At 41.1% G+C, this 16,215-nt stretch carries 12 protein-coding genes; 6 read left to right on the top strand and 6 right to left on the bottom strand.

Features of this window, described 5'->3' with window-relative positions:
- The first annotated feature begins 131 nt into the window (after positions 1–131).
- The 4 genes from ACR63N_RS12615 (at position 132) to recO (ending at position 3,480) form a co-directional block, all read left to right on the top strand.
- A complete protein-coding gene (locus ACR63N_RS12615) occupies positions 132–527 on the top strand; it encodes a DUF4845 domain-containing protein (protein ID WP_367104607.1) in 396 nt (131 codons plus the stop codon).
- A gap of 29 nt (positions 528–556) precedes the next feature.
- Positions 557–1,348 carry a ribonuclease III gene (rnc, locus tag ACR63N_RS12610; protein WP_367104608.1) on the top strand — a complete coding sequence of 264 codons (792 nt, stop codon included), beginning with the start codon at positions 557–559 and terminating at the stop codon, positions 1,346–1,348.
- Positions 1,349–1,640: 292 nt separating this feature from the next.
- Positions 1,641–2,624: a GTPase Era gene (gene era, locus ACR63N_RS12605; RefSeq protein ID WP_367104734.1), complete on the top strand. Its 984-nt coding sequence runs from the start codon at positions 1,641–1,643 to the stop codon at positions 2,622–2,624.
- Positions 2,625–2,682: 58 nt separating this feature from the next.
- Positions 2,683–3,480: a DNA repair protein RecO gene (gene recO, locus ACR63N_RS12600; protein WP_472782112.1), complete on the top strand. Its 798-nt coding sequence runs from the start codon at positions 2,683–2,685 to the stop codon at positions 3,478–3,480.
- A gap of 60 nt (positions 3,481–3,540) precedes the next feature.
- Here recO and ACR63N_RS12595 read toward each other — a convergent pair whose 3' ends face one another.
- Positions 3,541–4,245 carry a GspH/FimT family pseudopilin gene (locus ACR63N_RS12595; protein WP_472782111.1) on the bottom strand — a complete coding sequence of 235 codons (705 nt, stop codon included), beginning with the start codon at positions 4,243–4,245 and terminating at the stop codon, positions 3,541–3,543.
- 544 nt (positions 4,246–4,789) lie between these two features.
- Between ACR63N_RS12595 and ACR63N_RS12590 the strand changes: the two genes are divergently transcribed.
- Together ACR63N_RS12590 and typA are read left to right on the top strand one after the other, a co-directional pair.
- Complete coding sequence (locus ACR63N_RS12590) at positions 4,790–6,109, top strand: OmpA family protein (RefSeq protein WP_472782110.1); 1,320 nt, start codon at positions 4,790–4,792, stop codon at positions 6,107–6,109.
- Positions 6,110–6,404: 295 nt separating this feature from the next.
- The gene (typA, locus tag ACR63N_RS12585; RefSeq protein WP_367104612.1) at positions 6,405–8,252 is read left to right on the top strand and encodes a translational GTPase TypA; all 1,848 of its coding nucleotides are present in this window, start codon (positions 6,405–6,407) and stop codon (positions 8,250–8,252) included.
- Between the two features lie 125 nt (positions 8,253–8,377).
- On the opposite strand, the gene ACR63N_RS12580 is transcribed toward typA, so the two are convergent.
- The 5 genes from ACR63N_RS12580 to ACR63N_RS12560 form a co-directional block, all read right to left on the bottom strand.
- Positions 8,378–8,818 carry a hypothetical protein gene (locus ACR63N_RS12580; RefSeq protein WP_367104613.1) on the bottom strand — a complete coding sequence of 147 codons (441 nt, stop codon included), beginning with the start codon at positions 8,816–8,818 and terminating at the stop codon, positions 8,378–8,380.
- A gap of 152 nt (positions 8,819–8,970) precedes the next feature.
- Positions 8,971–9,939 carry a bifunctional DNA-formamidopyrimidine glycosylase/DNA-(apurinic or apyrimidinic site) lyase gene (gene mutM / locus ACR63N_RS12575; protein WP_367106559.1) on the bottom strand — a complete coding sequence of 323 codons (969 nt, stop codon included), beginning with the start codon at positions 9,937–9,939 and terminating at the stop codon, positions 8,971–8,973.
- A gap of 75 nt (positions 9,940–10,014) precedes the next feature.
- Complete coding sequence (locus ACR63N_RS12570) at positions 10,015–12,570, bottom strand: RelA/SpoT family protein (protein ID WP_472782109.1); 2,556 nt, start codon at positions 12,568–12,570, stop codon at positions 10,015–10,017.
- Between the two features lie 416 nt (positions 12,571–12,986).
- Positions 12,987–14,537 carry a 23S rRNA (uracil(1939)-C(5))-methyltransferase RlmD gene (gene rlmD, locus ACR63N_RS12565; protein WP_367104616.1) on the bottom strand — a complete coding sequence of 517 codons (1,551 nt, stop codon included), beginning with the start codon at positions 14,535–14,537 and terminating at the stop codon, positions 12,987–12,989.
- 171 nt (positions 14,538–14,708) lie between these two features.
- On the bottom strand, positions 14,709–16,211 hold the full coding sequence (locus ACR63N_RS12560) for a tripartite tricarboxylate transporter permease (protein ID WP_367104617.1): 1,503 nt from the start codon (positions 16,209–16,211) through the stop codon (positions 14,709–14,711).
- Positions 16,212–16,215: the final 4 nt, after the last annotated feature.

Below are 16,215 nucleotides of genomic sequence, written 5' to 3'. Positions count from 1 at the left end.
AGTTGAAAAATAAAGCATAGTATAAAAAACAGTATAAAAATAAAAATCTATAAATCAAAAGCAGTAAAACAAGTATTTGAGAAGTAGCTATATTTGATTGATTGAGTTTAATTGACTCATTAGGAGGAATTATGACAAACCAGTTGACCGGTTTGGAATCACAGCGTGGTTCGGGTGTGACTAGTATTGTTTTATTATTAATTATTATTGTTATCGCAGGCAAATTAATCATTGCAATTATGCCTGCTCAGGTTGGAGATTACCAGTTAGACAAAACGCTAGGAGCTCAGCTCAAAGAGGCCAATAACAATGGTGAAACCGCAAACCAGTTTATTGAGAGGGTTAATCGTCAGCTATCTATAAACGCTGACTATGACACTACTGCCGAAGAAGTTTTTAGCTTTACTAACAAAAAACCTGGGGAGCTCGCTATTTATAAAAAGTACGACAAAACCAGTAATTTTTTTGGTAATGTTGATATTGTGAATCGTTTTGAAGGTGAAATAAATGCAGCTTCAGTGGAATAAATGGTAGTAAAGGATAATCAAAGTCACGTATGAAACCAACGTCACGCCAATATCAAGTACCGGTTGCTACAAAAGATAGCGCTATAGTGGAGGCTTTGCCCATTAACTCAGATTTTGTTCAACGTCTAACCATATTAAGCCATAAGCTGGGCTATGCTTTCAAGGATTTGAGTTTACCAAAGCTGGCGTTGACTCATCGCTCATTTGATAGCAAAAAAAACTATGAACGCTTAGAGTTTTTAGGTGATGCGCTATTGGGAATGATCGTTGGTGAAGCTTTGTATCATCGTTACCCTAGTGTAAACGAAGGGCGTCTGACTCGTATGCGGGCAACTTTAGTACGCCAAGAATCGCTAGTTACTATTGCTCAGAAACTAGAGCTGTCTAACCATTTGATTCTGGGTATTGGTGAGCGCAAAGGCGGCGGTCGCAATCGCGCCTCAATATTAGCTGACGCTGTAGAATCGTTGATCGGTGCTATCTATTTGGACAGTCAAGACATGGATATCACTCGCAGCTGTGTACTGAGGTGGTATGGTGATTTAATTGATAACGTTAATGAACAAAAGGTGCTCAAAGATGCCAAAAGCCGTTTGCAAGAATGGCTACAATCTAAACAATTTGATCTGCCGCATTATGAGTTGATAGAGACGCGTGGCAATGCACCTTACCAGATATTCGTGGTGCGCTGTCACGTCAATATCAGTCATTGCCCCGATATTACTGAATCTGGTGAGAGTCGCCGTATCGCTGAGCAAAAGGCAGCCGAGCTTATGATCAATCAGTTGCATAAGCTACCAAGCGCTCATAAAAAACGCTGATAGAACAAATATTTTTATTCTTTAGACAGATGATAGCTGGCCCGACCTATACGATTGTTTTATCGAACGCATAGTTGGGTTTATCAACTAATCACCACAGGATCAACCTATGAGCAATCATAACGACTTGCCTTCTACTACCAAAAATAGTACTCATAATATGACAGACGATAACACCACTGATAACACCAATACTTCAAAAAATGTGCAAGAAAAAAGAGAGATAGGGGCATCATTAACAGCCGTCCAGCAAGGTAGTGACGAGATCAACCATGTTGATGATACTACTAATATGGATACTGAAGATAACGACGCTATTGATGAGTTTTTTGCATCCAGTAGCCATGAGCGCCTAGCAGATAACTTCAAAGCAGGCTATGTCGCTATTATTGGTCGTCCAAACGTAGGCAAATCAACGCTGATGAACCACTTGTTGGGACAAAAGCTATCTATTACTTCGCGTAAGCCACAAACGACTCGGCATCGTATCCATGGTATTTTAAGTACCAGTGAGATGCAGGCGGTATTTGTAGATACGCCAGGTATTCATCGTAATGAAGTTCGAGCCATCAATGAGCGTATGAATAAGGCGGCGGTGTCTGCACTAGTCGACGTCGACTTAGTACTGTTTGTAGTTGATTCAGACCAGTGGCGTGATGATGATTTATTGACCCTACAAAAGCTTGGTGAGACAGATCTGACTATTGTATTGGTTATCAACAAAGCCGATACTTTGAAAGATAAAGGGACTTTGCTACCGCTCATTGAGACCTTTAATGAAAGCTTTGACTTCGCTGATATCGTACCTGTCTCTGCGTTAAAGAACCAAAACCTCGATCGACTCGAAGAAGTTATAGCTTCCCACCTGCCTACTGCAGAACCCATTTATGACACTGAACAAATTACCGATCGCTCAGAGCGTTTCTTAGCTAGTGAAATTATTCGCGAAAAGATTATGCGTAGCGCTGGCGATGAAGTCCCTTATGACTTGACTGTACAAATCGACGGCTTTAAAGATGAAGCTGCGCATATAGATCCAAAAACGAAACGTCCACGTAAAGCTTGTACCTTTATTGACGCGACGATATATGTTGAGCGTAACGGACAAAAGGCTATCGTTATCGGTGAAAAAGGTCAACGTATCAAACAAGTAGGTATCGATGCGCGCAAAGACATGGAGCAGCTGTTTGATAAAAAGGTAATGCTGACTTTATGGGTGAAGGTAAAACGCGGCTGGTCTGATGATGAGCGAGCACTGACAAGTTTAGGCTACTGATCAAACATCGATAATGAAACCAAGTACGATATTGAATATTATGCTGAGGTAATGAGCAATGCGTAATGAGGCATTAGTAGGTTACTTGTTACATCAGCGTCCCTATCAAGAAAAGCGTGCGCTGTATTATTTGTTTTCGCAGCAGCATGGCGTTATCCATGGTATTGGCAAAAAAGGCGCTCCACTGTTCGAGCCCCTACAATTATTTGCAACAGGCAAACGCGACTTAAAAACTTTCACTCAAATCAATTTAGTGCCAGTAGAAGATAGTGCTACTGACAATGCTATTACTAAAAGCGCTACTGATAGCAAGACTAACCTTGATACGAAGTCGCTCCATTATCAAAAAATCAGTGGCCAACAGCAGTATGCTGCTCTTTATTTAAATGAGATTCTTTGGAAGCTGCTGCCTACTGAAGACCCAATGCCAATACTATGGCAACACTACCAAGATAGCTTATTGCAGTTAAAGCAGTCGCTAACAGCAGGTCAGCTGCGGTTATGTTTACGCCAGTTTGAATATTATTTGTTTCAAGAGTTAGGCTTTGCGCTGACTCTAGATTACGATCATTTGTTAGCACCTATTGAACCTAGTTTAGATTATCGATTCTCTCCTGATGCAGGGTTTATTCCTGTTATTCAAAACCATAAGTCTATTCAATCTGATAATGCAGAAATCTCTACATCTCAAACCCTTTTCGGTGGTGCTACGATTATTGAGATGGCACAATCAGGTATTACTAAACATACCTTAGCTGCTTTCTTGCAACTGCATCGCCAGCTTATTGATCATCTACTTGACTATCAGCCTCTACAAAGTCGTTTATTATGGCAACAGCAGCAACGTTATCAATAATAACCGTTTTATTTGGTTGATTAATTAGTGGAGTACTTAACTATTACAATATATTGAAACCTAGCAGCCTGTGTCGTGAGTGCTATTTGGTTTATGTTTGACAATGCCGCCTTGATTAAATGAAATTTGATACATATGCTGATTATAAGTTGCTGTTGGACAATATTTTATATGACCAAAATGCCCTCGAGGCTTACCACTATCTCCCCAAAATTTAGTGTAATGGCGATTGGCTCCTACTCGTAAGTGCAAAGTACTGTATTTGGGGTTCAAAAACTGCTCGTGTAACAAATAGTCTGTTTGAGCATCAAAATTCTGATTGTCATTGTTATCAACGAATAATAAGAGTTTTTTATAGCTATCTCTATGACAGCGTCCACCAGCATTAGATAAGCAAACTAAGACATTTTGTCGCCGAGTATAACTTTCAGTTTTGGCAGTAGCTAGCACGGTTGTCAGCTGATTTTTAATACGTTTGGCTTCCATATGAGCTAGTTGCGTCAATATAGACGGCATAGCTATAGTTATGATAATAGCTAGGACGGTTATAGTAACCATCAGCTCCATTAAGGTAAAGCCGCTCTCGTTACGAGCGGTTGGGTAACTCTTAGCAAGCTTGAAATATAAGTTAGAAGAGTGAGTGATTTTAAGACTAAGTAAGTTCTCAGAGCTGTTATCGCTTAACTCTTTGATCAATGCTAGTTTTAATAAAAATGTTTTACGTAAGATTGTCTTATAAAAAAGTACTGTGCTTAACGTAGTCATTGAGTTGTCACTACCTGTATAAGAAGGTTCTTTAAAAACAGTAAAGTTGGTGCAGATTTGCAGTAGAGCATTGGTTACTTGTCTTTATGTAAAACATAATGGCAAAAAATTTCAAATTTGAATCAAATAATGTTGGTCATCTTAATATAAACAAAGTATAGTACAACTGTCAAAAAATGTTTCAATTAGTGAATCACTGTTTTTTACAATAGAGAAAAAAAATCAATTGTATTACACTCGTTGAAGACAATAGATACAATTTCACTTGTATTTATCAAGCGCTAATATTTTTGGCACGAAGCATGCATATCGTGTTAGCTCTTAGTAAAACAAGTAAGCTATTGTGTTTTGGTTACAACACTATCGTGTAATAATGTGTAGCTGTACAACAAAAAAAGTTGTAAAATTAATTAATAGTCGATAAGCTACTCCCTAATTAGTTTTGTTGTATACTTATGCATTCGTAAGAGATGTTTATTCTTAATACATCTTAGGAAGTGGTTCTGCTTAGCGCATTACTCAAACAATCCTTTGGAGGAAGTCCATGAAATTAAATAAAATTGCTTTAGCTCTAGTTGCCATAGCAGCTGCGCCTTTAGCAGCTAATGCTGGCGTTACTATTACCCCATTACTATTGGGTTATCACGTCACTGACGATATCGATGATACTGCTGATAAGCAACGTGAGATCTTACGTACTGGTAAAGACTTGTATGTAAATGCTGACGGCAATACCATTGGTGATGGTAGCCGTGGTAATCCCAATGGCGGCGTAGCTAAGGAAAGCGGTTTATATACTGGTGCGGCATTAGGTATTGAGCTGACTCCTTCAACTCAGTTCCAAGTAGAGTATGGTGTATCAAACACCAACGGTGAAGCTTCTGAAGATTCTGCTGATGCAGGCGTGAACCGTTTTGATGTTGAACAAACTATGATCACTGGTAACTTCTTGATTGGTACTGAAGAGTTTACCGGTTATACTGATAGTGCATTCAAGCCATATGTCTTAATTGGTGCTGGTCAATCTAAGATTGAAGTAGAAAACCAAGAAACTTATGATGAAGATCAAGGTTCGTCTGTAGGTCTAGTTCCAGCTGGTACTGAAGTATCAAACTCAAAAGACACTATTGGTAACTTAGGTCTAGGTGCTATGTATCGTATTAACGATGCTATCAGCCTACGTGGTGAAGCCCGTGCGATTCATAACTTTGATAACAACTGGTGGGAAGGCCTAGCTTTAGCTGGTCTAGAAGTAGTGCTTGGTGGCCATTTGGCACCAACAGTAGCCGTACCACCTAGCCCAGAGCCAGAGGCTGAAGTTCCTGTAGTCGTTCCAGCGCCAGTAGTCATTGTTGAAGAAGACATGGACTCAGACGGTGATGGCGTACCTGATAGCATTGATGAGTGCCCAGGCACCCCAATGAACGTTGTTGTAGATGAGCGCGGTTGCCCAGTACCAGTAGATATTACTGATGAGCTGAAAATGGAGCTACGTGTATTCTTTGACAATGATAAATCAGCTATCAAAGATCAGTACAAAACTGAGATCGCTAAAGTAGCTGAGAAGATGCGCGAGTATCCAAACTCAAGCGCTCGTATCGAAGGTCATGCTTCTAAAACTGGTCCTTCAGCACGTTACAACCAACGTCTATCTGAAGCCCGTGCCGTTGCAGTACAATCTATGTTGACTAACGAATTTGGTATTGCACCAAACCGCTTATCAACTGTTGGCTACGGTTATGATCGTCCAATCGCACCAAACGATACTGAAGAAGGTCGCGCTATGAACCGTCGTGTTTATGCCATCATCACTGGTGACAAAACTATGACTGTTGAGCAAACTAAAGATATGGTTATTCAGTAACATTATTGAATAAGTATAGACTAAGATTCTGAGTTACAAAAAAAGCCACCTAAAGGGTGGCTTTTTTTATTTATGTACTTATATAAATAACTTATTGCATAAATTTATACTGCAATAATGTTATACTAGCCGCCCAAACACTTTGTAGATTGACAAAGTGCCCATTAGCGTAGCTGTCCTTAGATAAATTAATCGGCATCAGTATTAATCTTGCTAGTATTAACTCCCTTTATATTAAAATTTTATCTAGCAGCTTTTATTGCTATTGTATTTTTTAGACGAAATGAGCATTTATATGGCGAACGACATCAAACACTTGCGTAATATTGCAATTATTGCCCACGTTGACCACGGCAAAACCACTTTGGTTGATAAATTATTACATCAATCAGGTACGTTTGGCGACCGTGCGAACATCGCAGAACGCGCGATGGACTCAGGTGATATCGAACAAGAACGTGGCATTACTATTTTGGCTAAAAACACGGCCATCAGATGGCAGCATCCTAAAGAAGATACCGAGTATCGCATTAATATTGTAGATACCCCAGGTCACGCAGACTTTGGCGGGGAAGTTGAACGGGTCATGTCGATGGTAGACTGCGTACTTTTAGTCGTAGACGCTGTTGATGGGCCTATGCCACAAACACGTTTTGTCACTCAAAAAGCGTTTGAACAAGGCTTAAAACCTATTGTAGTCATCAATAAGATTGATCGCCCTGGTGCACGTCCTGATTGGGTAATGGATCAAATTTTTGATTTATTTGACAATCTTGGGGCAACGGATGAGCAGTTAGACTTTCCAGTTGTCTATGCCTCAGCGCTGAATGGTGTTGCGGGCTTAGAAGCAGACAATCTTGCTGATGATATGACGCCTCTGTTCGAAACTATTGTAAGTGTAGTACAACCGCCGCAGGTTGATGCAGATGCACCGTTTCGTATGCAGATCTCAAGCCTTGATTACAACAGTTTCGTAGGTGTTATCGGTATTGGTCGTATCCAGCGCGGTAAAATCTCCACCAACACACCGGTAACTGTGATTGATAAAAACGGTAAAACGCGTAACGGCCGTATCCTAAAGATAATGGGTTATCACGGTCTTGATCGTATCGATGTTGAAGATGCACAAGCTGGTGACATTATTTGTATCACGGGTATCGATGCTCTAAATATCTCAGATACGATTTGTGATCCCAATCATGTTGAAGCTCTGCCGCCGCTTACAGTTGATGAACCAACAGTATCGATGAATTTCCAAGTGAACAATTCACCTTTTGCTGGCCGTGAAGGTAAATTTGTCACGTCGCGTAATATTCGTGAGCGTTTAGAGCGTGAGCTTATTCATAACGTAGCGCTACGAGTAGAAGACACTGAGTCTCCTGACAAATTTAAAGTATCGGGCCGTGGTGAATTGCATTTATCTGTGCTGATTGAAAACATGCGCCGCGAAGGTTTTGAGCTTGGCGTATCAGGTCCTGAAGTTATTATCAAAGAAGTTGATGGTAAGCTCCAAGAGCCGTATGAAAACGTTATCTTTGATATAGAAGAAGAGCATCAAGGTTCTATCATGGAACAAGTAGGTCTGCGTAAAGGTGAGATGACTGATATGCAGCTTGATGGTAAAGGACGTATGCGTATTCAGGCAACTATGCCAGCTCGCGGTCTGATAGGGTTTCGTTCTGAGTTTTTAACCTTGACGTCAGGTACGGGTATTATGACTTCAAGCTTCTCTCATTATGGACCACAAAAAATTGGTGATGTTGGTGGTCGTTCTAATGGCGTACTAGTGTCTATGGCTAAAGGGGTTTGTTTAGGATTTGCTTTATTTAACTTACAAAAACGCGGTAAGCTATTTGCTGAGCCGCAGCTGGAAGTTTATGAAGGTATGATTGTCGGACAAAACTCACGTAGTGATGACATGGCGGTTAACCCAACCACAGCTAAACAGCTAACTAACGTACGCGCTAGTGGTACTGATGAAGCACTCACTTTGACACCTGCTATTAAGTTTACTTTAGAGCAAGCGCTTGAATATATTCAAGATGATGAGCTGGTCGAAGTAACACCAAAGGCGATTCGTCTACGTAAGCGCTACTTGACTGAAAGTGAACGTAAGCGTCATGGCCGTAAAAAAGGTGCGTAGACATCTATAGTATTAATAACAAATACTATAGATAGTTAAAACTAGCGTAATGTATCGATAACAAAAAGGCCAACTCAGTGAGTTGGCCTTCTTTTGTATCCTTATTCAATTACTATACTGACAAATCAATTAGTAACTATCACCCGATCATTAGTATTGATAAATATCTCTGAAGGTTGATCAACGACAATGCGTACCAGGTTGTCATCGACGCCCTGCGATTTATAAAAGTTATCCTCAGCTACCGTACAGCCCAAGCAGCGTGACATGGCATCCCAAGGCTCAACGAATAGTTTTTGCTGCGCTTGATCCGCATTGCCGCCGATAAGAGAGAAGGGTAGACTAACAAGATAAGCGGCTGTCCCAGTTACAGCAGTAACTAGCTGTAGCGGTTTGCCAACGACTGTATCTACTACCATAGTGTCATAAGAAGGCCCAAAATCAGTTTCATCTATTTCTATTGCTGCTGAGGCAGGCTGCATGATGGCCATAATAAGGCTGACGCTAATAGCAGTAGTAGTAAATATATGCTTGGTTTTACGCTTAGAGTTGGCAATAATAGTCATTGTAATATCCTAAAAATAGTCAGCGTTATAAAAACAGTATGGTTATTATTAAAGCAAGATGTGTGCCGACAAGCAACACAAATAGCTATTTCTGGACGAAAAACAAAACTATTGTTTTAAAAATTAAACTGATGTAGAAGGTCAAACACTTTTTATGATAGGGGCTGACAAGTAACACAGAAAATACTAGCGCGACCGTTGATCTTAATATTTTCAAGTATAGTAGCGCAATGTGGACACGATTCTCCCAATTTGCCATATACGTTTAGCGTTTGCTGGAAGTAACCAGTTTGACCACTAGCTACAGTAAAGTCGCGTAAGGTAGAACCACCAAGTTCAATGGCTTTTTTTAGAATGGCCTTAATATGTTCGACTAATTCTTCAATCTGTTCATAAGATAGTAGGTTGGCTGGAGTAGCAGGATGAATGGCTGCTAAATATAAGCTTTCTGTTGCATAAATATTGCCAACGCCTACTACTACCTGTTGTTCCATAATGACTGATTTAATAGCGCGTGTAATAGGACGTTTTGTGCTTTTTTTATCTGACGTATTATTCAAGCTAGCACTGTGCTTGGTACGCTGAATATACTGATATAAATAATCAGCATTAAACTCAGCTGATAAAGGTTCTGGACCTAGGTGCTCTAAGAGTTTCGCATCATAATCTTCATGCCACAGTATCGCCCCAAAACGCCTAGGATCATGGTAGTGCAGCTGCGACTCTACCCCGTTGGTATCAGTAAATATCATAATCAAATGATCATGTTTACGCTTATCGGTGCTATAAGCATGTTGTTGTAAGCTCCCCGACATACCTAAATGCATAATCAAGCGGCGCGGCTCATATGTTGAGTCTGTTTCATTATCGAGCATTTGCATATCATTTATAGACACTAAGGCTGGCATAGCTAATTTAGGTATAAAGTCAGGCACAAAGGTCAATATGAGATACTTGGCACGGCGCTCTACGTTTTGTAAGGTATAGCCAATCAAAGATGCCAAATCATCAGGTATAGGCCAGCGCAGTTTTGGTTGAAATACTTTTACCTCTGTAAGCTTTTGACCTAATAAAGGAGCAAGGCTGGTCTTAGTGGTTTCAACTTCTGGTAACTCAGGCATAATAGGATTCTATATTGGTTTTTTATTATTTATTAATGGTTATTCATATAATCTAGGTTGGATATAGTAAGACAACTAGTGTGACGAAGCTACAGCACGCCGCGCATGCAAAATTCCAGGCTGCTGCTCAAGTTTGGCCAGTAACTTTGATAAATGAGCTAGGCCTGTAACCTCGACATGAAACTTTAAAAAAGCAACATTATCATCGCTACTCAACGTTTCAACCTGTCGAATATTGACATTTTCTTTATCGATAACCTCAGTCAAGTCACGTAGTAGACCGCGTCGATCATACGCTTCAATATGGATGTCAACGGGCTGATGTCGTCCGGATTTTGATTTCCATGCGGCACTGATTTCACGTTCAGGATCACGCTCAATCAAACGCAAATATTCTGGACAGCCACGATTATGAACACTTACGCCACGTGACAAAGTGATATAACCGGATATTGGCTCGCCATGAACCGGATGGCAACAACCAGCTAGATTAATTTCAATATTATCCAGACCATCAATACAGATTTTGTAGGCATCAATTTTACCTGTAGTTTTTGGATCAACGCTTGGAGCATATTCTTCTTGTTCTCTTTGTGGCTCTAAGTGCAGCTGCCGAGAGATATGACCGGTAAGCTGGTTTAATCCAATGTCTCCAGTGACCAGTCCCACTACGATATCATCAGCATTGTTGACATGAAAAAACTGAGTATAATCGTTCAGATCAATACTATTTGGATGCACCGATAAACGCTCAAGCTCTTTACTAAGCATGCGCCGGCCAATCTCAATATTCTTATCCCGATCTTGCTTATTAAACCATTGACGTAACTTGGAGCGGGCCCGATTGGTATGAATATAACCGAGTGATGCCACTAGCCAATCACGATTAGGCTCGCGTGAAGCTTTGGTAATAATCTCCACTTGTTCACCAGTTTTGAGCTGATAAGTCAATGGTACATAACGCTGGTTTACTCGCGCTGCCTGCGCTCTATTGCCCACTTGCGTATGGACATAATAGGCAAAATCAAGAACGGTTGCACCCTTTGGTAGCTCAATAATATCGCCATCGCGGCTAAAAATATAAATGCGTTCAAGCTCGTCAAAATCACCAAGTTGCTCTTCTTCTTCAAAGTCGCTTAAATCATTAACATCTGGATCACCATCTGCTAAAGAATCTAAACGAGCTTGACTATTTATAGATAATAGCTGACGTAAAGAGCTTATCTTTTGATTTAAATAGTTGTCTTTTTTATTCTTTAGTCCCTCTTTATAATTGACATGAGCGCACATGCCAAGCTCAGCCTCAAAATGCATACCATGAGTACGAATTTGCACTTCAAGTGATTTATTCTCAGCGATAACGGCCGTATGTAGTGACCGATAACCGTTTGGTTTTGGATTGGTGATGTAATCGTCGAACTGTTCGGGAATATAACGCCACAAACCGTGCACCAAACCCAAAACATGATAGCAATCTGATGGGTTGTCAACTAATACCCGCAGCGCTCGGATATCATAAAGCTGGTCAAAAGATAAACTTTTTAACTTCATTTTTCGATAAATGGAATAGATATGCTTAACCCGTCCTGACACATCAGCGATAATGTCAGCTTCTGTCAAAGCTTTATTGAGCTTATCTTGGACGCGCTGAATATAGTCTTCACGCTCACTGCGTTTTTCAGATAATAGTTTAGCAATCTCTTTATAGCGATTAGGAGCAAGATAGCGAAAAGCTAGATCCTCAAGCTCCCACTTGAGCTGTGCGATACCCAAGCGATGAGCAAGCGGGGCATAAATCGTCATGACTTCTCGTGCCACGCGCTGCTGGCGCTCAGTATTAGAAAATGTCAGCTCGCGCATAGCAAAGGTACGCTCAGCCAGTTTAATGAGTACAACCCGTACATCGTTAGTGACTGAGATGAGCATACTATATATATTTGATAGCTGATCACGCTGATTATTGACAAAATGGTCTTCTAAGCGTTTATTGCTTTCAATGATAGCCGATAGTTTTCCCATCGCTAAGGTATCTTTGACTAAGATATAGATATCCTTGCCAAAGTTCTTTTCAATATCTTGTAGGCTTACCAATGACTCCCGTGCACTACGATATAGCATCGCAGCAACTAAAGCGTCCTCATCTTGATACAGATAAGTTAAAATGTCAGTCATACCTATGCCAGTAACATAAGCGCCAGAGCGCTCAGACTCTCTAGTATTCATGCGACTACGTATAAACTCGCAGGCAATAGCAAGATTGGGCACCGACTCTTGTCCGATGCGCTTGGCGACATTGTCAAGCCAAACAGGAACGTCGATATTGGCTTGGTCTAAGTCAATATCATCAGAGTTATCTAAAAGGATTTGAGCTGCATCTAGCGCTGCATTATCGAATTGCTCGTTTTTGAGTTTAGGATCATGATCGTGATAATAGTGCTTTGCTGAGCGATCAAAAGTGGTTTGTAACCTATGGGTCGACAGCTGTTTTTTGATATCAAATGGTACTTGGGCATAGCTATTGGCGGACTGATGAGAACGTTGGCTGGCAACCAAATGTGCTGTCAATGTCGCACTATCGGCTTGTGTGGTTTGTCCATCTGTCAATGGTAACCCTTCGCGAATTTTTACCACAGCTGACTCCTTTTAGCTATTCTTAGATTGTTTATACTTCTTTAGTGTCTAAAACTCAGAAATATAAACCAGCAAAGCTGCCAAAAAATCCATTTCTAGCAGCTTTTATCAAGCCTAATATCTAGTTTGAAAAATCTATAAAAACGAATATATTATTCAATTAAGCGTGAAACACGCATAACTTGTAAGGATATTATTATCTCATTTTAAAATTTAGGTTCAAGCAAGTCTATGTATGAGTATTACGTATAAGCGTAACTTGATCATTATAGACTTTTATCGACCAGCAAACAAACTAAACTCCTGCATATTCAAATTTATAATGACATAAAATGATTTAACATATACAAACTACATAAGCGATACTTACTCATAAAATTAGCTCGTTATTGTAGCGCTAAATCTCTGCTATAAAGCTAAATCGTTATTTTTTCAAAGCGAGCAATAGATTCGACGTGGCCTGTATGACAAAACATATCCATGACTCCAGCATGTGTCAAACGATAGCCTTGTTCTAATAGCGCTTTAGTATCACGCGCTAATGTCGCTGGGTTACAAGACACATAGACAATACGCTGAGCATCAAATTTAGGCAAGTATTGCATGATCTCCCAAGCTCCAGAGCGCGGCGGATCAATAAGTAGCGCATCAAAACCCTCATTCGCCCAAGGCTTATCGGTGCAATCTTGTGTCAAATCTTGACTAAAAAACTCTGTATTAGTGATACCGTTACGACGTGCATTATCGGCGGCGCGGCGAGTCATCTCCTCACTACCTTCGACGCCGACAACTGCACCTGATTCACCAACCAAACGTGCTAGAGGTAGACTAAAGTTCCCTAAACCACTAAACAAATCAAGGACACGTTCGCCTGTTTTTAGGTCTAATAAGTCGCAAGCAAGCTTTGTCATCTGTCTATTAACAGATAGATTGACTTGCGTAAAGTCGGTCGGAATAAACTCGTATGTCAGATCGTATTCTGGCAACTGATAGTATAGACGACCAAATTGCTCACTTAAATCATCACTTGGGCTCAAAGCGATACGTTTAATGCTATCGGCGCCTTTAGATTGTAGATACAGCTGCCAGTTACGCGTAGCAAAAAATCCTTTGAGCTTATCGACGTCACTATCAGATAATGGTGAGAGATGACGCACAATTAGAGCAATAGGCTGATCGCCATCAGGCAGCTTCGGCAGATACTCGCCCATAGCCAGCTCGAGCTGAGCGATTTGGTCACGGCTCTCAAGGGTGCTAATAAGCGCTTTTAGGTTTTCAATCTCAAAGCCAATACGTGGATCCAAAATATGACATTCATTTAATTCAGCCAAAAAATTACTTGAGCGCTCCCGAAAACCAACCAATGCGGTTTCCTTTTTGGCAACATAACGCACGCCCAATCGCGCTTTGGTACGATAGCCCAAACGATCACCGATTACCGGTTCAAGCCATGTATCAGGCTCTACGTTTGCTTGATGTATGAGCATCTCAGCCAGTACAGATTGCTTAAAGTTTATTTGTCCATCAGGTTGCCAATGCTGCAAACTACAGCCGCCGCATATTCCAAAGTGCGGGCAGGGCGGAACGGCGCGTTCAGGGTTTGGGTTGGCAGTAACTTGGGTGGCATCGCCTTCTTCAAAGCTGGCACGGCTGTTGGTCAACTTAACTTCTACGCTCTCGCCGGGCAAAGCGAAGCTTACAAAAACCTTTTTACCATGTTTATCTTCAATATGCCCATCCTCAGTACCAAACCCATTACCATACACAGCAACGCCGCGCCCATCATGAGATAAACCATCAATAGTAAAAGGTAGTGGCTCGGCGTCTTTTAAACGGCGGCGAGTTTTCGATGAAGGTTTAGACTTCTTCTTATTAGGCGGGATAGAGATTTGAGTATTGCCAGATTTTGGTGTTGTGCTAGGGATGGCATCAGGGACAGTAGTATTTTTAGAATCGGTGGGCTGCATAAACCTGCCTATTAAATAAAGATATTAAAAAGAATAGAGGGGTTAGAAATAAGGGCAATTTTAACATATAAAAGGATCGATAAATGGACAGTAATGGTGTTGCAAGATTATAAAATAACCAACAGCGACCAGGATAGTCGCCGTTGGTTCCATAAAACAAACCTTTGACTCTTAGACTACAGGTTTGTATTTTTTACGGTAAATACTACGAATAATAGGCATGAAAATCATTAGGATAGCTAACATCCACAATACGATGGTAATAGGACTGCTCCACAAAATAGCCAATTCACCTTGCGAGATGGACAAAGCACGTCTTAAGTTAGACTCCATAAGCTCGCCTAATACATAACCCAAAATAAGTGCAGATAGTGGAAAATTAAGCTTACGTAAGAAGTAACCAAATACACCTAGTGCCACCATAAATATTAAATCAAAGGTGGTGCTATTAATAGAATAAACCCCAACGAAGCTGACCGCTGCGATAGCTGGGATAAGCATATAGTTTGGTACATTAAGTAGTTTAGCGAATAGACCTACTAACGGAATATTCATCACTAGCAAAATCACGTTACAGATGAACAATGAAACAATAAGTCCCCAAACAATATCAGGCTGCTCAGTAAACAGCTGTGGACCGGGTGTGATATTATATAAGGTTAATGCGCCCATCATAACCGCGGTAGTACCAGAACCAGGAACCCCAAGCGTCAACATCGGCACGAATGATCCACAGGCTGAAGCATTGTTTGCCGCTTCCGGTGAAGCCACCCCGCGCAGATCCCCATCACCAAAATTACCATTGTCGCCAGCAATTTTACGCTCACTAGCGTAAGTCATGGCACTAGCAATCGTCGCACCAGCTCCCGGCAAAATTCCAACCACAAAACCCATAAGGCCGCTACGTAACATAGCGCCTAAGCTGAACATAAATTCTTTGAAATTGAGTAAACTACGTTTGCCTTGTTCAATAACTTTGTGCCCGGTAGTGGTTTTCTCCAGCAGGATTAAAATTTCACTGACACTAAAAAAGCCGATAACGATGGTCGTGAACTGGATACCATCGGATAGATTAACCGAGTCAAAGGTAAAGCGGTAAATTCCAGTTACGGCATCGACGCCCACGGTAGCAAGACCTAATCCTATCAAGGCAGAAATACCTGTTTTAATGGGCTGATCGCCAACTAAGCCGCTCAAGCAAGTTATAGCAAAGACCATCAATACGAAGTACTCAGCAGGGCCAAATGATATCGCCCATTTAGCAAGTAATGGCGCAAATAGAACTACACCAATAGTGGCGATAGTAGCACCAACGAAAGAGCTTACTGCCGATAAAGACAAAGCAATACCAGCTTTACCTTGCCGTGCTAAAGGGTAGCCATCCAAAGTGGTCATGATAGCGCCAGCATCGCCTGGTACATTAATCAAAATAGCTGAGATACGCCCGCCATACTCACAGCCCAAATAAACGGCGGCTAATAAAATTAAGGCGCTCTCTGGTGGCAGTCCAAGTGCATAAGCGAACGGCAGTAAGATAGCAACGCCGTTGATAGGGCCAAGGCCGGGCAGCATGCCTACGATAGTTCCCAAAAAAGCACCAATTAATGCAATCAGCAAGTTTTTGGGTGTAGAGGCGACAGCAAAGCCTTGCAATAAAAAATCAAAGGTTTCCATATCA

Source organism: Psychrobacter sp. M4, assembly GCF_055699795.1.
Note: the sequence above shows the minus strand (reverse complement) of the source record. Positions and strands in the feature narration are given on the sequence as shown.